The 17,086-nt window shown below is 67.6% G+C and carries 20 protein-coding genes and 3 pseudogenes; 12 read left to right on the forward strand and 11 right to left on the reverse strand.

Annotation, left to right across the window (positions count from 1 at the left end; genetic code table 11):
* Both AQI95_RS46040 and AQI95_RS47735 read left to right on the forward strand, forming a co-directional pair.
* A pseudogene (locus tag AQI95_RS46040) lies at nt 1–817 on the forward strand (hypothetical protein); the annotation flags it as partial.
* Between the two features lie 377 nt (nt 818–1,194).
* Nucleotides 1,195–1,410, forward strand: a pseudogene (locus tag AQI95_RS47735) (transposase); the annotation flags it as partial.
* Nucleotides 1,411–1,440: 30 nt separating this feature from the next.
* On the opposite strand, the gene AQI95_RS46055 reads toward AQI95_RS47735, so the two are convergent.
* From AQI95_RS46055 to AQI95_RS50030, 5 genes are all read right to left on the reverse strand, one after another.
* Nucleotides 1,441–1,986, reverse strand: a complete 546-nt coding sequence (locus tag AQI95_RS46055) for a GNAT family N-acetyltransferase (protein ID WP_244189095.1) — start codon at nt 1,984–1,986, stop codon at nt 1,441–1,443.
* A 662-nt stretch (nt 1,987–2,648) separates the two neighbouring features.
* A complete protein-coding gene (locus AQI95_RS42990) occupies nt 2,649–3,251 on the reverse strand; it encodes a hypothetical protein (protein WP_067136810.1) in 603 nt (200 codons plus the stop codon).
* Between the two features lie 86 nt (nt 3,252–3,337).
* Nucleotides 3,338–4,339 (reverse strand): NucA/NucB deoxyribonuclease domain-containing protein, encoded by a 1,002-nt coding sequence (locus tag AQI95_RS42995; protein WP_244189096.1) that lies wholly within the window; start codon nt 4,337–4,339, stop codon nt 3,338–3,340.
* Nucleotides 4,340–4,739: 400 nt separating this feature from the next.
* Complete coding sequence (locus AQI95_RS50025; protein WP_279617061.1) at nt 4,740–4,874, reverse strand: hypothetical protein; 135 nt, start codon at nt 4,872–4,874, stop codon at nt 4,740–4,742.
* A gap of 266 nt (nt 4,875–5,140) precedes the next feature.
* Entirely contained in the window at nt 5,141–5,275 is a 135-nt protein-coding gene (locus AQI95_RS50030) for a hypothetical protein (protein WP_279617062.1), read from the reverse strand.
* Here AQI95_RS50030 and AQI95_RS46060 point away from each other — a divergent pair.
* A pseudogene (locus AQI95_RS46060) lies at nt 5,229–5,555 on the forward strand (transposase family protein); the annotation flags it as partial. The gene AQI95_RS50030 and the pseudogene AQI95_RS46060 sit on opposite strands and share 47 nt — an antisense overlap.
* A 250-nt stretch (nt 5,556–5,805) precedes the next feature.
* On the opposite strand, the gene AQI95_RS43000 reads toward AQI95_RS46060, so the two are convergent.
* Nucleotides 5,806–6,861 carry a threonine/serine dehydratase gene (locus AQI95_RS43000; protein WP_067136814.1) on the reverse strand — a complete coding sequence of 352 codons (1,056 nt, stop codon included), beginning with the start codon at nt 6,859–6,861 and terminating at the stop codon, nt 5,806–5,808.
* A gap of 21 nt (nt 6,862–6,882) precedes the next feature.
* Nucleotides 6,883–7,686 carry a phytanoyl-CoA dioxygenase family protein gene (locus AQI95_RS50035; protein ID WP_067136816.1) on the reverse strand — a complete coding sequence of 268 codons (804 nt, stop codon included), beginning with the start codon at nt 7,684–7,686 and terminating at the stop codon, nt 6,883–6,885.
* 63 nt (nt 7,687–7,749) lie between these two features.
* Here AQI95_RS50035 and AQI95_RS43010 point away from each other — a divergent pair, with 63 nt between their 5' ends.
* The 6 genes from AQI95_RS43010 (at nt 7,750) to AQI95_RS43035 (ending at nt 12,105) form a co-directional block, all read left to right on the forward strand.
* Nucleotides 7,750–8,421, forward strand: a complete 672-nt coding sequence (locus tag AQI95_RS43010) for a TetR/AcrR family transcriptional regulator (RefSeq protein WP_067136818.1) — start codon at nt 7,750–7,752, stop codon at nt 8,419–8,421.
* Between the two features lie 335 nt (nt 8,422–8,756).
* Entirely contained in the window at nt 8,757–9,812 is a 1,056-nt protein-coding gene (locus tag AQI95_RS43015) for a hypothetical protein (protein WP_244189097.1), read from the forward strand.
* Between the two features lie 36 nt (nt 9,813–9,848).
* Nucleotides 9,849–10,097 carry a hypothetical protein gene (locus AQI95_RS43020; RefSeq protein ID WP_159056740.1) on the forward strand — a complete coding sequence of 83 codons (249 nt, stop codon included), beginning with the start codon at nt 9,849–9,851 and terminating at the stop codon, nt 10,095–10,097.
* A 299-nt stretch (nt 10,098–10,396) separates the two neighbouring features.
* The gene (locus tag AQI95_RS43025) at nt 10,397–10,756 is read left to right on the forward strand and encodes a hypothetical protein (protein ID WP_107121923.1); all 360 of its coding nucleotides are present in this window, start codon (nt 10,397–10,399) and stop codon (nt 10,754–10,756) included.
* Nucleotides 10,753–11,421 carry a nucleotidyl transferase AbiEii/AbiGii toxin family protein gene (locus tag AQI95_RS43030; RefSeq protein ID WP_067136821.1) on the forward strand — a complete coding sequence of 223 codons (669 nt, stop codon included), beginning with the start codon at nt 10,753–10,755 and terminating at the stop codon, nt 11,419–11,421. The genes AQI95_RS43025 and AQI95_RS43030 overlap by 4 nt, the downstream gene beginning before the upstream one ends.
* Before the next feature lie 204 nt (nt 11,422–11,625).
* Nucleotides 11,626–12,105: a hypothetical protein gene (locus AQI95_RS43035; RefSeq protein WP_067136848.1), complete on the forward strand. Its 480-nt coding sequence runs from the start codon at nt 11,626–11,628 to the stop codon at nt 12,103–12,105.
* Nucleotides 12,106–12,177: 72 nt separating this feature from the next.
* Here AQI95_RS43035 and AQI95_RS49650 read toward each other — a convergent pair whose 3' ends face one another.
* Nucleotides 12,178–13,209: a NucA/NucB deoxyribonuclease domain-containing protein gene (locus tag AQI95_RS49650; RefSeq protein WP_244189098.1), complete on the reverse strand. Its 1,032-nt coding sequence runs from the start codon at nt 13,207–13,209 to the stop codon at nt 12,178–12,180.
* A gap of 551 nt (nt 13,210–13,760) precedes the next feature.
* Here AQI95_RS49650 and AQI95_RS49655 point away from each other — a divergent pair.
* The 3 genes from AQI95_RS49655 to AQI95_RS43055 all read left to right on the forward strand — a co-directional run bounded on the left by AQI95_RS49655 (nt 13,761) and on the right by AQI95_RS43055 (nt 16,104).
* Nucleotides 13,761–14,051 (forward strand): recombinase family protein, encoded by a 291-nt coding sequence (locus tag AQI95_RS49655; protein WP_079071981.1) that lies wholly within the window; start codon nt 13,761–13,763, stop codon nt 14,049–14,051.
* Nucleotides 14,052–14,613: 562 nt separating this feature from the next.
* The gene (locus AQI95_RS47745) at nt 14,614–15,243 is read left to right on the forward strand and encodes a hypothetical protein (protein ID WP_159056741.1); all 630 of its coding nucleotides are present in this window, start codon (nt 14,614–14,616) and stop codon (nt 15,241–15,243) included.
* A 93-nt stretch (nt 15,244–15,336) separates the two neighbouring features.
* Nucleotides 15,337–16,104, forward strand: coding sequence for a hypothetical protein (locus tag AQI95_RS43055; protein ID WP_067136828.1), 768 nt, complete (start codon nt 15,337–15,339; stop codon nt 16,102–16,104).
* Nucleotides 16,105–16,167: 63 nt separating this feature from the next.
* Here AQI95_RS43055 and AQI95_RS47750 read toward each other — a convergent pair whose 3' ends face one another.
* The 3 genes from AQI95_RS47750 to AQI95_RS43065 are packed head-to-tail and all read right to left on the reverse strand — an operon-like array spanning nt 16,168 to nt 16,986.
* Nucleotides 16,168–16,344 (reverse strand): hypothetical protein, encoded by a 177-nt coding sequence (locus AQI95_RS47750; protein WP_159056742.1) that lies wholly within the window; start codon nt 16,342–16,344, stop codon nt 16,168–16,170.
* A 7-nt stretch (nt 16,345–16,351) separates the two neighbouring features.
* Nucleotides 16,352–16,720: a PIN domain-containing protein gene (locus AQI95_RS43060; RefSeq protein WP_067136851.1), complete on the reverse strand. Its 369-nt coding sequence runs from the start codon at nt 16,718–16,720 to the stop codon at nt 16,352–16,354.
* A gap of 8 nt (nt 16,721–16,728) precedes the next feature.
* Nucleotides 16,729–16,986 carry a hypothetical protein gene (locus AQI95_RS43065; protein WP_067136852.1) on the reverse strand — a complete coding sequence of 86 codons (258 nt, stop codon included), beginning with the start codon at nt 16,984–16,986 and terminating at the stop codon, nt 16,729–16,731.
* Between the last annotated feature and the right edge of the window lie 100 nt (nt 16,987–17,086).

The following is a 17,086-nucleotide window of genomic DNA, read 5'->3' on the forward strand; positions in this document are numbered from 1 at the left end:
TGGTCCGTCACCGCCGGCTGGCTCTGAGATTGTCTTGCATGAGCTTTGGCCGCTGGCCGGGGACTACCGTGTGCGAAAGTTCGACGGGCGACTGAGCCTCGTCGTCTTCCTCGCGTGCATACCGATGATGGTCTCTTCTGGATCAGTCTCCATGAGCCTCATGATCTGTTCTCAGGCGTGGGTGGCATGGAGTATGACATCCAAGCTAGATATCGGCCTGCCGCGGCGACTTCGCTGGAGGGAAATTCGCTGGCAGCGGAGACACCCGCAGCGGCAGTACCTGCTGCAGATCGCACTCCAGCAGCTGTTCGCACTGATCTGTGGAGCCGTCATCAGCCTGGCCAATATCGAGTTGGGCGTCGGAGTGGGACTCATGCTTGGGCTGGGGAGCCTCGCGCATCCTCTCCTTGATGAACAGTTCACTGTCGGTGGGGCGAAAGCTATGCGGCCGCGCACGCTCATTATCGGCGATGCCGCTTTCACGTTCGTGCGGATGCTCCTCGTCGGATTGGCTATGGGAACGGCAATGTGGCTGTATCGACCTTCATTGGGGGTAGTGTCTGGCGTCGTGTGGGCGCTCGAAATGAGCGCTGGAGCCAGTCGGCGATACCTAGCCTTCGTGCTTTGTGCCCGCCGTGACGGGATACTTCCCCTGCGATTGGGATCCTTCCTCGATTGGGCCTGCGAGGCTGGTCTGCTGCGGCTCTCTGGCTCGGCCTACCAGTTCCGGCACCGAGAACTCCAACTATGGCTGGCTACCCATTCGGAGCCATACCCGCCGGGAAAGGGGGCATGGGGAGGTAGGGCTTCGGCGTAGTGGCGTGACGTTCGGTTCGTGATGATCTGTTGAGTGGCTGCACCCCGGAGCGTGACAGGCACGGCTTCCGAGATCATGGAGTTCTCTACGCCCCGTGATCCGAGTGGAGGACCGTGCCTGCCGCCGCATCATCGCCGATCCCGCCTGCTCTTGACCGGCACGCGAGCATCCCGAGCCGCGGCCCGAGGAGGTCCCGGGCCTGATGGAACGGCTCGCGGAGGTGCCAGACACACGTGATGCACGCGGAGTCCGCCACACGCTGGCCGCATACTCGCCCTGACCGCGTGCGCCGTGCCGGCCGGGGCGACCTCGCTGCTGGCGGTCGGCGAATGGATCGCCGACGCCCCGGCCCACGTGCTGGAACGCCCCGGACTCGCGTGATCACAAAACGGACATCACGCGACTATGCCGAAGCCCTGCCCCACCGGTGGAAAGTCGAGCGCACGATCGGCTGGTGCATGAACGCCCGCCGCAACGCACGAGACTACGAACGCCTGCCCCAGCACTCCGAAGCCCACCTGAACTGGGCACTCATCACCATGATGACCCGACGCCTCACCCGCAAAAGCCCCCGCACCAGCCAGTGGACGAAGTCTGGGTGACCGAAGCCCAAGGGGCATCGTTCAGTCGACCGCGTCGACGAAGCCCATCTTCCGGTTCATGGCAATCGCGCTCGCGTTGGCCGGATGATGAAAGGTGCGGACCCTGCTCGCTCCACACTCCTCGGCGAACGTCATCCCGAACGTCTTCATGGCGATCGAGATGCCCTGACCTCGATACCCAGCTCTCACGCCAGTCATCTCGTTAAACATGAAATCCTCATGCTTCGACGTCGCCGCCATACCGACCCAGGCCTCGCCGTCCAAGGCGATCACGACCCCACGCGGGTCGTAAGACGCCACCTCAAAGCGCCGCTCCACATACTCATCAAAGGAGTAGAACTCTCCTCTTTCCGGTATGTCGGCAGCACACTCCTTGTTGAGCTCATACAGCGCCCTACGATGCTCCGCCGTGTCTCCCAGATCGGCGAGAGTCGTGAAGCGCAAGCCCTGCGACTGACACTTCGTAACATACTGCTCGAAGCGGTCCTGATCGAACCCGGCAACGTCAAGTTCGAGTTTCACCCAATGACCAGCCACAACTGCCTGCCTTCCGCTGAGTTCTGCCACGCCCATCCTGCTGGCAGCCCTTCAGGCTGCACAAGATCGCTGAACCAAAACTCCGCGGCGTCTTTCGTCAGGCTCGCTTCTGGGCTCAGGATCAAAAACACCTACTCAGAGGTGCGGGCACGCGTCTGGTCGGCCAGGGGCCCTGAGGGCGCCGAGCTGGCGGTGTGATTTTCCTGTCGGTGTGAGGTCTCTCTCACCGGGTGGTGAGGTGGCTGTGGGGGTCCAGCTGCCGATGGGTCTGGTCGCTCGGCGGCGGGTGGGTCGTCGGCGAGGTGGCTGGCCGTCGGGCGGGATGGTCGTGAGCCAGCGGTCGATCTTGCGGCGGTTGGCGTGAGCGAGCTGGAAGGCCAGGAGGATCGTCTGGGCTGCGATGCCGCGGATGCGGCGGGGCCGGGCTGTTCGATGGCCTCCGCTCCCATTGTGACCCGAGGTGGCGTCAGCCCAGGCTTGGCGGAGTCCAGTCGGCGTGCCGCAGGATGGCCCGGACGGTCACGCTGGACGGGGCCAGCCGGAGTTCCGTAACAACTGAACGTCGCACACCGGCAGTTGACTCGCTACGGCCACGTTCCGGCTGGCCGACGCTGTACTGCCTCGCCGGGCGACGGGCAGCAACTCGTGATCCCGGCCCTGTACCGAACGGAGAAGGCGTACACCGACGGCCTTCACGAGTCGCCCAGGTCGTGGCCCGTCAGATGCACCGTGTACTCGACCACGTACTCCTCGGTCTGGCGTGCCATGGCGGTGGTGTACTCGGTGCGGGCCTGGCGGTCTTCGTTGCTGATGGGCGGGTGTACGGGGTCGGCGGGCGGGGCGGGCCACAGCTGGATCAGGTGGCGTTCGCCGCGGTCACCGATGCCGGGCTCGTAGTCGTCCGCGTGGCAGTACATCCGCATCCTCACCCACTGCGGTGTGCCGGGTGAGGCCGGCATGCGGATGGCGGGTTCGTTCTCGGGCCATGTGTCGGTCACATCGCCGGGGTCGAGGAGTTCCAGGTGGACGGGCGCGTCGTCGCACAGCAGGCTCACCTCTTCCGCGGGTTCCCACTGGTTGCCGGTTTCCGGTTCGGGGCGGCTGTCATGGACCTGGACCCTCATCTGCAGGGGGCCCGTGTCGGTGGTCGTCATCACCACGATGCTGGAGTCGTCGACGGGTCCGCAGCGCCAGCCGTAGGGCATCTGGGCTGGGTAGCCGTCGTGCTCGGCGAACCCGATGATGTAGCCGTCTTCACCGAGGTCGACGGTGAACACCGCCTCGTGCATCAGCATGAAAGGCCCCCTGCTCCGCACACCGAGAGGTGCCCTCCCCCGCTGGGGAGAGGCACCTCTCGGTGTAGCACACGTGGTGTTCCAGGTCAGACGATCACGTAGAACGGGTCGTGATCCATGACGTGGAAATTGCGGCGCCAGGTGGTGATGGCACCGCCCTGGCTGTTGTTCTCCTGCTTGTTCACCCAGGTGATCTCGCGCTGATTGCTCGGCAGGTGCGTGCCGCCCTCGTAGGTCGAGGCGAACGGGTACTCATCGCACGAGGTCCGGCCGGCGCGCTTCATGTCCGGCGGCGCCGTATTCGGGCACACGGCGCCACGGTTCTTCCTCTTCTGCGTTTCGTTGATCATCCAGTGCAGCGGCTTCCCGCCGTTCGGGTCGCCGTAGTGACCACCGCGGGAGCGGAGCTTGCGGATGCCCTCGTTGATGCGCGGCTGCTCCAGCAGGGCCAGACCGGTCGGCACCTCGGGAATGGCGCACCCGGTGGTGGTGCCGAAGAAGTTGTCGCACCGGTAGACGGCGGAGTCGTACGACACCGTCCCAGGGGTGTAGCCGGCCTTGGTGAAGGTGTAGGTGTAGTGGGTCTTCGCCTTGGGGTTGATCTTTTTCTTGGCGATCGGGCCGGTCGTGTAGCCGACGCTGCCGTTCGCCGGGCCGCTGCTGAGGATGTGGCCCTGCGAGAAGCGGACCGTAGCCTTGGTTCCGCCACCGGAAGCGGCCGCGATGTCGGCGGCCACGCCCGCGCCAGCCCGGGTGGTCTTCGCCTTGGAGACGGTGAACTTCTCCGACCAGTTGGCCGACTTCGCGTTCAGGACCATCTGGTGTTTGACGTCGAAGTCGACGGTGCCTTCGATTTCAGGCTTACCGTCGATGACCTTGATGACGTCGACGTGAATGGTGACCCACTCACACTCGCTGAACCGGTTGATCGAGATCTTGTTGATCGTGCAGGTGGCGTTCGAGGACGGGCTCGCCGCCAGTTGGTTTGCCTGGGAACGGGCCGGACTGATGGTGACCCGCAGCTGACCGGAGCCGGTCTGGTCGGCCAGAGCTGACGGAGCGGCCGTCCCCAACAGCCCCAGCGTCACAGCCCCCGTGGTGAGCAGTGCTCTCAATTTCAAGTTGTACCCCCTGTGTCGAACGCATCCGACAGGGGTCAGCGATCAACTCGGCGCTTCCCCCGTCGCGTTGGCGGCATACAAACACGCCCGGCACACAGACCGCATCCCGTTTTGATCGGTTTCAGCCAGGGATGATCCATGGTGCGAAAACACTGCCCATACGGTGACCAGCAGACCGCCATCCGCATCGAAAGGCCCCAGCCGTTGCCAGCCCACCGCCATCGACTGGAAACCTGCCAGCTCGCCGGGCTCCGGCCTTCCGCGCCAGAGCCCCTCCACGGCAGCACGACTCCCGCAGCCCCCGCCGGTCAACAGCAGGGCCATGAAACGCGTCAACGGCCCGTCCTGCTCCGGTGCGGGCCGGTGCTCAGCCCACCCCGAGCTGGCTGAGCGCGGTGGTCCAGTCGGTGACGATGGCCTGCTGCGCCGCGGCGAGGGTGACCTTCCCGGAGCAGACCGCGGTGTGCAGCTTCGTCTCCACCGGGTCCTTCAGGTTGTTCACCCCCGAGCCCGGCTTGTGTCCCGGATCGGCCCGGCGACTTCGTGGCTATGGGCGTGTGTGGGCGGTCAGGACGAAGTCCCCGGTGGCGGACACCTTTCACTCGCCCGCCCCACGCCTGTGGTGATCACGCTTGGTTACTGAACTCGCTGACGGCGGGTCACAGTTCGGGCGGTCGTGACGTTCTCAGCGTCCGGGGGCCGGGTGGACGCGCGCACGGGGCCGGCCTGCCCGGCCCCCGAGGGCCGGGCGGGGCAGGTCGTGGTCGGTCAGCTGGTGGGGGTGTTCTCCTCGGCGGCGATCCGGGCTTCGGCCTCGGCGCTGTCGGTCCCGGCGGCGCGCAGGCCGTAGCCGCGGACGCCGGGCCGCACCCACGACCTGACCGCAGCCCGCGCCCACGGCATCATCCAAGCCTGCCTGACCCGGCAGATCCTCATCCTCGCCGACCGCTCCTACCAGGGCGCCGGCGCCACCGTCCGAACCCCCTACTACCACCACAGCGAACAGCCCGCCCACTACCAGCAGTTCAACCGGGACCACGCCCGGCTGAGAGCACCAGGAGAACGCGCCTTCGCACAGTTGAAGTCCTGGCGGCTACTACGGCGCGCCAGGTGCTCCACTCGCCGTATCGGGACCATCGTCCAGGCCGTCCACACGCTGCTGACCTGGAGCTATTCAAGATGAAAGAGGCTCACTGAAACCCTGAAGCTGACCGCTGACTTCTGCGTCGCCAGACCAGACCCCCTCGCGTCGGCGGCCGCCCGCAACTGCCACAGACCCCACGACTGGTTCCGGCCCCTCTCGCGCGGCCAGGACCTCAACTGCCTGCGGCCGACTGCCGACCAAGGTCGGTCACCCGAGCGCTACACGCTTTCGAACACACCGAGGGGGTGGCCGATCGCGGTAACCGTTCGGCCACCCCTTCAGGCGGTGCTCAGTGTTCCTCGGGCCGGATTTTGATCAGGTCGGTGGGATCGGTGTTGGCCCCGCACACCACGACGCAGACCTTCTCACCGTTGGCCGGCCGGTAGCTGCGGCTCGGGCCTTTCGGCCGGCCCTGCAGCTCACGGTCGACGGGCTGGTCCGGGGAGGTGAGGGCGGCCAGCGCGGTCGCGGCTCCGTGTTCGACGGCCACCTTGCGGTGATCCCACAGTGCCTGCCGGGCCCGGACGATCTCCTCGTCCCGTACCAGCACGGAGTACACGCCGTCCTGCTGGGCGGCGTGCAGCGCCATGGCGGAGGTTCGGCGGGCGCCGAGGGAGTCGGCGGCGATGGAGTCGACGGTGACGTCGACGGGGCGGCCGGCCTGCAGGGCGGCGTTCAGTGCGCGGCAGTTCTGGGGCTCCACGGCGACAGTGCGGATGCCGTGGTGCTGTGCGGCGGTGGCCACTCCGGTGAACAGGCCGCCGCCGCCGACCGCGACGACGACGGTGTCCAGGCCGGGGATCTGCCGGTGGATTTCCTCGAGCAGGGTGCCGGCTCCGGCGGCGATCAGCGGGTGGTCGTAGGCGTGGGAGGCGAGCGCGCCGGTGGTGGCGGCGAAGTCCTCGCATGCGGCCAGGGCCTCGGCGTACTCCGTGCCGGTCAGACGGACGTCCGCGCCGAGGCCGCGGAGCTTGGCGACCTTCACCGCCGGGGCCGTGGTGGGCAGGAAGACGGTGGCTTTCACGCCCTGCTGCTGGGCGGCCCAGGCGCAGGCCAGGCCTGCGTTGCCGCCGGAGGCGATCGTCACGCCGGCGTCGGGGAGGGTGCCGGCGTCGCGGTGGGCCTGGATGAAGTTCTGCGCGCCGCGGGCCTTGAAGGATCCGGTGTGCTGCATGAACTCCAGCGCGATCCATACCTGGCAGGGTTGTTCGGGCCTTTCGTCCAGGGGGTCGCGGTGGCCGGTGCGGATGGCGCCGGGGTCGAGGGGTGCGAGGGTGACGGGGCGGGTGCGGTCGGCGATGCGGTCGGTGGCGGCCTTGATGTCGCCGTGCGTGAGCTGGTGCACGGTGTTGCTCCTGCGGTGGGGTTATGACCAGGTGATGAGCTGGCCGGTGGTGGTCAGGCCGAGGAAGAACGCGAAGGCGATCCGGCGGCCGCCCGGGTTCGGCTCGACGGCGTGGAAGTTCGCCGGATTGAACAGCAGTCCGTCACCGAGTTCGGGTGTCAGGCTCACTTGCTGGCAGTGCCCGACTGCTGCGGGCCGGTAGCCGTAGGCGTCGCGGTGCTGTTCGTCGTCCGGCTGCCAGCGGTGACGCCACACCGTGGTCGCCCCGTCTTCCGCGGGGACCGTCACCCAGACGTTGAAGGCGAGTTGGGCGACGATGTCCTGGTCGAACAGGCCGGTGGGGAACTCGCGGTTGATGTCGTCGTAGTGGATCAGCGCTCCCGCGTTGATCTCCCTGAGCGTGCCGCCGAAGACCGCCCGGCCGTCGATCGTGGCCGGGACGAGGGCAGCGCCCCAGGCGGAGCCGAGCCGGGCCATCGCCACGGAGACCGGGTCCGGTCGTAACCCGGCCCGGTGCCAGGCGGCGCGGGCGGCCTCCGCGGCCCGCCAGTACCGTCCGGCGTCCAGCCGGCCGTCGGGGTCGCGGTAGTCGTTGAGTGCTGGGCCGAACCGCACGATCGGGGTGGGCACTCGGGTGGGGTCGTAGTCGGCGGTGGGCAGCCGGTCCAGTGCGTTGAGCGCGGCGCGGCAGGTGGGGGTGTCGAGGAAGGAGGGGACGCGGGCGGCGGCGAGGGTGCCGGCCGCGAGGTTGGCCAGGTGCCGGTCGGTGAAGGCCTCGGTGTCCAGCGCGGTGAAGAGGGGGTCCAGGGTCGTGACAGCGGGCATGTCGCCTCCGTGAGGAGCGGTGGAGCCTAGCGTATCGATACGCTGTACCGTACGCTGACCCGCATGCCCAGGCAATCCGCTTCCCTGAACCGCGCGACACCCGAACGCATCGCAGAAACCGCCCTGTTGATCGTGGACCGGGACGGACCCGCCGCACTCACTCTCCGCACCCTCGCGGCTGCCCTGGACATCTCCCTCGCCTCGCTCCAACGCCGCTGCACCGACATCGCCGGACTGCTGGACCTGGTCACCGACCACCTCGCCGCACAACTGCCCGACATCCCCTCCGGCACCGACTGGGCCACCGCCACCGAGCGCCGCTTCACCGCCCTGTACGAGCTGCTGACCGCCCATCCCGGCCTGGTCGCCCTGCGAGGCAGCCGCCCCTGGCTCAGCCCACGGCTCCTGGCACGCCTGGTCGAGCCGCAGCTCGCCGACTCCATCGCGGCCGGCATGACCCCCGAGGACGCCACCGTCACCTACCGGCGGATGTACCTGCTCACCCTCGGCAGCGCCAGCTTCGTCGACCACCGCGACCCCAAAGCCGCCCAGACCTCCACCCGCCAGGCCCTGGCAGCCCTCGACCCCGAGGAATTCCCCGTCCTGACCGGACACCTCGCCGCGATCCTGCCCGCCACCGTCGACCACGGCGTCTTCTACGGCGCACTACGCCAGCTCGTCCACGCCGCCGACCCGGCGCGCGTCGAAGTGAACCAGGGTGACGGCGACCGCTGAGGCCATGCCCGCGGCGAAGCCAGCCCCAGCTCCGCGAACGCCGCCTTCCGCTCACCTGCTCCCATCCTCAGCCAGACCGGGCCCGCCTGGCGGGGTACCGAATCAGTCCGGGTGAAACCGTGCCGATGTCGCCCGTCCTGAAGCACTGCTGTGCTGGATGATGGTCGGGCATTGGCCCGAGGCGGGCCACGTTCCGACCGCCGCCCGATCCGGCGCACTGGAACGCAAGGAGCGTGGCATTGCACCGGCCTGCACCATCGAGATCACACCCAGCAGATCGTCAGTGTTCATCGGCGTGCCGGGATCGGGCCGAGGCACGTCGGGAAGGCACTGCCGTGAGCCGCCACTCCTCGTGGGAATCCCGCAAACTCCGCTACTGGGCCGAGTGCAGTGGGCAGTCCCGCCGCGCCGGCCTACCCGCCAGCCACCCCGCCCCGGCGGCCTCGCCTGCGCAGGCGAGGCTCGAAAGCTACGTTCTCGAGCAACTCGGCACGTCCCCTGATCTGTGTGCGCACCCCTTCGGCATCTCCTCGCTGACGAGCTCCAGCACCTGCCTCACCCTGCACCTCGACACCTATGTCGGCCGGGAGCGGCACTCCTTCCCCGAGCACTGTCTGAGCCGTCTGCTGCCCGCGGCCCCTGCACCGGGCAGTGGCGACGAGTTGCCCGGGATCCCCGGCCTGCGAGTCAGGGGCATCGAGGACTGCGGCCGGCAACTGCTCCTGCACTCGCTGGACAGCCTCGGGCGAGCAGCGAGTCTCGTTCTGGCTCTTCCCGGCGGGCTGTCGGAAGGCTGGGAGGAAATCGAGCGCCGGCACCGGCACTGGTGCGAAGGCAACGGCCTGCGCCCGCTCTGGACGACCCCAGGGCTCGGTCCCGTGGAATCCGCCTGCCTCAACGCCTTTCCCAGTCTCGAACGCTCGCGAGAGAGGCGGGCCGCGGTGGGAAGCGCCCTGCTACGCCGTATCGCTCTCTTCCACACCGTCACAGCCTTCTACCGCGTCCAGTGCTGGGACGACGGCGACACCTGGAAGATCGACGCCCACACCGCCCACCCGCGTGCCCGCTGGCACGACCAGCTCCTGCAGCGGCTGTGCCACCCGCGATGGGGCCTACCGGTGAACGTGTCCGACCGGTTCTGCCACTGCGCCGAACCGTACGCCCCCTATCAGTGGGGGCACACCTGCTCCTTCTACTTCGCCGGCCACACCACCGAGCAGGACGACCCGATCTATCTGCGCGTCCACGCGAGCCCTGAAGGACGCGACTACGACCGGCAGATCAAAACACTGCGCCGGACCGGAGCACCTGCAGGCTGGATGTCCCGAGCGTTTCCCCGGCACGCGATCCAGCACCACGATCAGCACTATCAAGCACAACAACTGCGGTAGCGACACGTTCGCTCACCGCCTGAGGAAAGGCCGCCCATGCCTGGACCGGACCTGCCGCCAGCAGCGGAACCCATGACGCCGGAAGCGCTGCTCAGCAGGTGGCCCACCAGCGTGCAGAAGGTGGAACTCCTCAACGGCGTGCTCATCTTCGCCGGCGACTTCGACGAGCGTGACCTGGACACTGCAAGGCGTACCTACCCGGGCCGCCGCCCGGTACTGAACGTCGACGGCGGCCTGGAAGTGCATCCGGCCGGAGCGGGTGATCCGACGCCCCTGCTCGCGTAGGGGCTGATCCCCGTCCCGCACGGCACATGTCGTATCTTCCTTCTCCCTCTGTGAGAGACGGCCAGCTGTTGCACATGCGGCCTCCCGAGCCGCGACCAGAGCCTGTCGCGCGGGTTCAGCCCCGCTCGGCTTGCCGCTCACGTGATCACCGCCCGGGCCGTCTCGCCGTCCAGCGGGTGCGCGGCCAGCTCGGTCAGCCGGGCCGCCTCCGAGCGTCACGCCTGACACCGGACGGCACCGGCGAAACGGCCGGGGCGTATGTGGTGATTGCCGCGGCCCGGCTAGGCGATACTGGCCCTATGGCCGTCATGTCTCCCCGCTCGCCCGTCCCCGACGCCGCCCAGGTGCTGCGAGCCCGGTACGCGCACCGGCTGCCGGCCCGCCTGGAGAACCTGACCGGCCCCGTCCACGGCACCGTCGACCTGCCGTTGCACGTCGTCTGGTCCGGGCGCCGCTCCTACGATATGACCGGCCTCAAGTCCAGGATCAGCCTGTACCGCACCGTCCTGGCCGAAGGACAGCGCCAGGACCTCGAGGCCTTTCTCAACCGGGATCTCCTGATCAGCCAGTGGCCCATCCTGCGCACCCTGATCAGCCGCTTCGTCCGCGACGCGTGGGAGGACGCCTTCCCCGAGCTGGCCCATGCGAAGGCCCCGTGAACCTGACCCACCTGCACCGCCGCCTGCTCGCCGACGTTCTCGCCATCGGCACCCCGTACCCGCTGGTCATCACCGGCGGGTACGCCGTACAGGCCCACGGCCTGGTCGACCGGCTCTCCCAGGACCTGGACGTCGCCACCGAGAACCCCGCCCCGATGGACCAGATCATCCGCACCGTCCACGCAGGCCTCACCGACCGCGGCTGGACGGTCCACGAGATCGAGACCGACCCGCTCTCCGGCCGCCTCATCGTCACCGACCCCGCCACCGGCGAGGACTGCGAGGTCGACATCCTCAAAGAAGCCTTCTGGGCCCCGCCCACCGCCACCGAACACGGCCCCGTCCTCGCCCTCGACGACGTGATCGGCACCACGGTCCGGGCCCTGGCCGAGCGAGGCGCGGTCCGCGACCTCATCGACGTCCACGCCGCATCCCGTCACCGCACCACCGCCGACCTGGAGGGACTCGGCCGCCGCCACGCCCGCACCGAGTTCAGCCTCAGCGACCTGCGCGACCGCCTCGCCGGCTCGGAATGGTGGGACGACGCCGACTACACCGGCTACGGCCTCAACACTCACCAGATCGCGGACCTGCGCCACTGGGCCCTCGCGTGGGCGAGCGATCTCGACACCCGCCTGCATGCCGAGGAAGACCCCGACAACTGACCCTCGCACACCGGCACTTGACTCACCGCGGAGCACGGCACGTCGTTCCGGTCGCCGCGAAGGCATCCGCACTCTCTTCGTAGCGGACCGCGAGAGGTTGATCGGCCAGAACCATCATGTATCCGGCCATCAAAGCAGATGGCGACTGGTGTGCACGTAGCCTCCGATATCTTCTCGTCGACGGACTGTACGTGGGGAGGCTTCGTGACTGAGCAGGTCAGGCGATTCGTCGTGCCAGTGCATGTGGAGTTCTACGGATGGGCGCTTCAAGACTGGGATGACGATTATGTTCCCGACATTTTCCCGGTTGGATTTGATGCCGGTGAGTTCCTTGTGCCCCGTCCGGGACGCTTGGATTTCACGAGTGCCGGCCACACCCACAGGGCCGATGTCACTGTCGAGGAGTGGGATGCAGAGCCTTCTATTCCAAGTTCCCCGGCCGCGTCCGGTGACTGGGATGAGGTTGCCGAGGCTACGATCCGGTGCGTATCCGGAAAGCTGCGGGCTTGGAGCATGGGTGGTCCGATGACCGATGACATGGAAATTGAGTTGTCGAGGAAGCCTGTCACCTGGGCGGTGAGGGCGATGTGCGCGGGACGCAAGGAAGTGGCGGAACTTGCGCAGCACAGCGTTCCGCACGACGTCGAACAGTACGTCATCCAATTCTGGCCAGCGGCGCCCTAGAGCACCTGGCAAGGTTCGTGCGGGCCAGCTCTGTTGCATTCGTGGGGCTGGCCCGCACTATTCGCGATCCCTCTACGAGGTGATCTTGACCATGAACCCGTCGTCAGGGCCGTCGATGATGCGGTTCAAGGTGTAGTACTGGATGAGCAGGTTGCCGGCGGCCCCGTTGTCGTCCTTCGACACTGGCCGGACGCTGAAGTTGAGCGGGTCCTGACGTGGGTTGTACACGGATCCGGCCGCACCCTCGTAGGTGGACGCGAAGGGGAACTCATCGCATTCCTTCTTCCCTCCCTGCGAGTAATTCCGCCCCCAGTACTTGGTGCAGTTGTACACCGCTCGGTTGCGGTTCTTTTCACGCCGCTTGGCATCCCAGTAGAGCCGGGTAAGAGGAGCATCGGGTGTCTCCCCAGGCAGCTTCTTCGTGTTGAACGGAGGTCTGGTCTGACCCGGCTTTGTGTAAGCCGTCTTGATGTGGGCGGCCACTTCGTGTTCGGGAGCGGTGCTGGCCGTTCTGTAATTCAACGACGTCAGCACGCTAAATACGGCAGCGCCGGACGACTTCGGCAAGTAGGTCGCCTGGTCCCAGCGGGGTGGCAGCATGAAAATGTTGCCGCCGGCGCCAGGGCTGATGACCCAGTCGGGCGGGGCTGCCAGCTTGATGTTGGGCTGGTAGACCGCCGCGATCATCCGAGTCTTGCTGCCCAGGGTCCCCGCCTGCCCGAAAGGAGCATTGAGTGTCTGGCGGTTCGGCCGCGCACCCAGCAGCTGCTGCCACGTCTGCGCTTTGGGGAAACGGTCACCCCCTCTGGCGATCCGGACCCGGGACGGCCAGGTCCTGGGTATCGACGCGTTGGTGGTGATGCCCAGCCCCCGCGCATTGTTGACACCCGCAGCCACGAAATCGGCGTAATAGTACGTGGCGGTCATGGTTCGGCTGTCCTTGGGGATGGTGCCGACCACGTACACGGTGAACCGACTGGTCCCTGCTGGTTCCCCGTCGACGATCCATACCTGGTTGAACGTCTGGCCTGAGCAGACGGCATATCGGGACTTGACGTAGAACGCCGAGGCGCCCAGATGGCTGATGCATTCCTGCAGCCCCATGCTGTGGGAAGGCTCCGGGAGGGACACGGCGGATGATCTCCCCCGCCCGGTCGCTTCCGGTCGTGCAGAGTCCACTTTTGCTCGGGGCGCGAAGGACCGTGCCTTGCCGATCGTCTCGCGCGGAAGAACCGGAAGTGCCGACTCCTCATTCTGTAGACCATGAAGGCGTCGCATTCCACCGGGGCCCTGGAGCTGGTAGAGCGTCAGGGGTGCAGCCCCGATGGGCTGGACGTACGTTTCCAATTGCTGGGTGTGCCGGCCGTCGTCTGCCCGTGCAGAAGACAGAGGGACAAGCAGCGACAGAGCCGCCGCGACTGACAGGCCCGCCGCCATACGGCGTTTCGAGCCTAGGGAAAACCGTCTCACGCCAAAGCCCCCGCTTCGCAGAGATCCAGATATTGCCTGGTCGAGGCAAGGACTACCTTTGCAAGGGCGGTCAAAGCAACACTCAAAGATCCGAACTGGCCTGTTTTATAACGGAGTTTGGCTGAAGCGCACATCCGTGCAGCTCACTGAACCTCTTTCATTCTGAGTATTAGCAGGTCAAGAGAATGCGCGCGCCGCTCGCAGAGTTCATCCGCGAGTTCATCGTCTCCGGCACCCGCGAGGGCCTGGCCGACGTCCGCGCCCGCGGCAAGGTCGGCGGCCGGCCCACCGTCGTCAACCCCGACATCGTGCGAGCCGCCCGCGATATGCTCCCCGACCCGGACCACTCGATCACCTTGATCGCCAAGCTCCCTCGGGGTGAGCCTCCACACCCTCGGTCGGCCGAGGCCTCCAGGACCAACCAGGTAACCCCTCGGCCCCGAACGCTGGCGCACCCTGGTCGCCGCCCGGCGTGAATACCTTGGAACCGCGAGTTGATCCGGCGAACCACGGAGGTCCCGACCACCGAGGCGGGCTTGCAGGGTCATTCCCAAATTTGGGAACGACCGCCGATAGGCGTCCCGTCCACGGCGTCGCCACCGAGGCGGTGCGGCACATAGGCACGCTCTTCCGGATGCCGCTGGAGCCGGGCCAGCACCCAGGCCATGTCGGCGTCCATGCCCGGCCCGAAGCCCGCCCCCAGACGTCGAGCGTGCCAAGTCGTACGTGGTGTCAGGACCCAGCGCCAGAAGCGGACGCGCTTCCTCGTGCCTGCCGTACTCGTTCGGAGGGGCGTTCTGGCATCCGGCGAGGGGGTGCTCGGACTGGGAGGTTGAGCGTTGATCACGACGCGAGTTTCGCGGGACCAGGGCTTATCGCGGGGAAGGACGCGCCCCATCACCACAACGAGCGGGATGGCGCAACACCGGGTTGACGAGTCCAGCGACAGACGCGCCCCGGAAGCCGATGGAACCGGCACGAGGGCAGGCGTACCGTCGACGGCGCATCTTTTGCGGCGTTCGTGCAGTTTTTGAAGGCATGGAGAACACAAGTCACCTCGCCGATCTGGCCCGCTGCATCGAAGAACACAACGACAGGTCGCGGAGGGCCCGGACCTTGTTGGCCCAGGTCCAGGAAGCGAACCAGAGGATCGGCAGCCTCGTCACGGCAGCTCTGAAAGCCGGTAGCTCGTGGCCGGAACTCGGGCGTCTGCTGGCAGCTGTCGATGACGCCCCGCATCCTTCAAGCCTCACGGTGGCCCAGTCACCCGAGCAGGCGTCCCCTCCCGCAGGACAGGCGACCACTGCCCGTGAGCCGTACGTCCCTGCGCAGGGCAGGAAGACCAGCCCGCCGCAGCATCATGAGGTCCAGCCGGAAGACGTGCCGGCCCTTCTGCTTCGCGCACATGACGTTGTGTCTGCCACGCCGGAGAAGGAGATGGCTTCACGTGACCTGGCCGTCGCACTGGCACACAACGCGAACACCATCGGCCCTGATCTGTGTGCACCGCTGCGGGAAGTAAGAGTGGTACGACCCAACAGCGGCAAGATCACCGCCCGCTACGGTGGAACAACCGGCAGCCACCTCCCCGGCTTCACCGCCGTTTACCTGGAAAAGACCATCGCCGCCTACCGCGCCCGGGCGGCATCCAGTGCACCCGCCACCTGAACGGGGGCTGTCTCACCACCGGAGAATCTCCGATTCGATCTCAAAGAACTCCGGGGCTCCCCGCATCCCTGCTCAGCTCGAAAGCAGCACCACGTGAGCGACCTGACCCTCTTCACCGACACCGACCCGGCTGCCCCTGTGCCGCCCGCACCGGCCCCGGCGGATACAACTGCGTCCGTCGTGCACGGCGCCGTCATCATCAGCGCGGTGGAGACCGCGTGGCGGGAGATTCGGTGCCGTTTCGACGGCGTCCCTGACATCTCCGTCACCGTCCCGCCGACCGTCACGGCCCAGGACCCGACGAAGTGCACCGCGCTGCGCACCGGCCGGCGCTTTGAGCGCGACGGGCACCTCACCATGGAACTCCAGGTCTCTTCTGCCACCCTCGGCCTCGGCGGACGCCCGATGATGGAGGGGCTGCTGCACCACGCCGCGCACGGCCTGGCCCTCACCAGAGGCATCACCGAGGTCAGCGGAGGAGACCGGCGCTGGCACAACAAGAAGTACGGCCGCCTCGCCCAAGAGGTCGGGCTCACCCCACCTGCGCGCTCGGACCGCTTCGTCGGCCGCGCCTACTGCCCCCTTACCGACAACGAAGCCGCACGGTGGGCCGAGATCATCACTGCCCTCGACGCCGCAGCTGCCGTCCAGCTCGAAGCCACCGTCCGAGCAGTCGAAGCCCCGCGCGGCGGCCGGTCCGGCGCCCGGTTCGCGATCGTCTGCGACTGCATTCCACCCAGGCGTCAGCAGGTCACTCCCTACTTCTTCGAGCAGGGCCCGCTCCTGTGCGGGCTGTGCCTGGCCAAGTTCCGGCCGGCCGACGCGGTACTGCCCCACCAGGCAACAGGCAGCGACTCGTGATCCCTCGGACTGGCAGCCACTGGTGCGCGTCGCGTACGGCGGCGGTCACCACCACCAGGATGATCAGCTTGCGTTCGGGTTCTTGCCCACCAGCGCGGTCAGCAGCTCGACGATCTGTGCCTGATTCTGGTCCATCTTCGCTTCGAGGGCATCGAAGCGGCCGTTGACCTTGGCAAACCCGTCCCGCACCTCACGGCGCAACGCCGCCTGGCCCTCGATGACCGGCCTCTCCTCATCCACGCCGCGGTCAGGGCGTCAGGTCCAGGACCCGGACCGGCTCGCCGACCCACCGTTCGGGAGCCGTGGTGGCGATGATCGCGCCGTCGGGGCGGTCCGGGGTCGGCTGTGCGACGTACTGGGCGTGCGCGGCGGCCCACGTGTCCTGCTGTGCCACGGCCAGGACGGCGGGCAGGTCCAGGTCCAGGACAGTGATGCCGGGCAGAGCGGCCAGGTGCTCGGCCGTGCCGGGTCGCGCGCGGTCGGCTTCGACGAGAGCGCAGGCCGGGGCGTATAGGTACCAGCCGGCCTGGGCGTGCGCGCGGTGGATCAGCCGGGAGGCGAGGACGTTGCCCCGGCCAGCAGCGGCCATCGCGGTGTCGTCCAGGACGATGTGCATGGCGTCGCTCACCGGGCGGCCGCCTGGGCCAGACGGCGGTCCAGCTCGTGGTCGAGGTCCTGCTCTTCGGCAGGGCTGGGCGCGTAGCCGGTCCACGCCTTCAGCGCAGCGCGGGCCTGCTCTGCCTGCTCGGCCCGCTCGGCCGGGGTGAGCAGGCTCTCGGCGAGGCGGGCCAGATAGGCGCGCAGCGACAGGCCCTCGGCAGCCGCCAGAGCGGCGAGCCGGTCCCGGGCTTCCTCGGGGATACGGACGTTGGCGTCAGACATCATCGTGCTCCTCTCCACCCCTCCAGGGTACGGGTACGTACCCGTAATCGTGTATGCCTCGGTCACCGGCGCCTGCTTCCTCCCCTCGATCTCCGGGAGC

It is taken from the genome of Streptomyces yokosukanensis, assembly GCF_001514035.1.
In the GTDB taxonomy this organism is placed as follows: Bacteria; Actinomycetota; Actinomycetes; order Streptomycetales; family Streptomycetaceae; genus Streptomyces; species Streptomyces yokosukanensis.

Excerpts from the sequence above, each read along its gene's own strand:
- AQI95_RS43010 (WP_067136818.1), top strand. The coding sequence starts at position 7,750 with ATGCCCAGGCAATCCGCTTCCCTGAACCGCGCGACACCCGAACGCATC.
- AQI95_RS43065 (WP_067136852.1), bottom strand. The coding sequence starts at position 16,986 with ATGTCTGACGCCAACGTCCGTATCCCCGAGGAAGCCCGGGACCGGCTC.
- AQI95_RS43025 (WP_107121923.1), top strand. The coding sequence starts at position 10,397 with ATGGCCGTCATGTCTCCCCGCTCGCCCGTCCCCGACGCCGCCCAGGTG.
- AQI95_RS47745 (WP_159056741.1), top strand. The coding sequence starts at position 14,614 with ATGGAGAACACAAGTCACCTCGCCGATCTGGCCCGCTGCATCGAAGAA.
- AQI95_RS43060 (WP_067136851.1), bottom strand. The coding sequence starts at position 16,720 with ATGCACATCGTCCTGGACGACACCGCGATGGCCGCTGCTGGCCGGGGC.
- AQI95_RS42990 (WP_067136810.1), bottom strand. The coding sequence starts at position 3,251 with ATGCTGATGCACGAGGCGGTGTTCACCGTCGACCTCGGTGAAGACGGC.
- AQI95_RS49650 (WP_244189098.1), bottom strand. The coding sequence starts at position 13,209 with ATGGGGCTGCAGGAATGCATCAGCCATCTGGGCGCCTCGGCGTTCTAC.
- AQI95_RS49655 (WP_079071981.1), top strand. The coding sequence starts at position 13,761 with ATGCGCGCGCCGCTCGCAGAGTTCATCCGCGAGTTCATCGTCTCCGGC.
- AQI95_RS43020 (WP_159056740.1), top strand. The coding sequence starts at position 9,849 with ATGCCTGGACCGGACCTGCCGCCAGCAGCGGAACCCATGACGCCGGAA.
- AQI95_RS50035 (WP_067136816.1), bottom strand. The coding sequence starts at position 7,686 with ATGCCCGCTGTCACGACCCTGGACCCCCTCTTCACCGCGCTGGACACC.
- AQI95_RS50030 (WP_279617062.1), bottom strand. The coding sequence starts at position 5,275 with ATGCCGTGGGCGCGGGCTGCGGTCAGGTCGTGGGTGCGGCCCGGCGTC.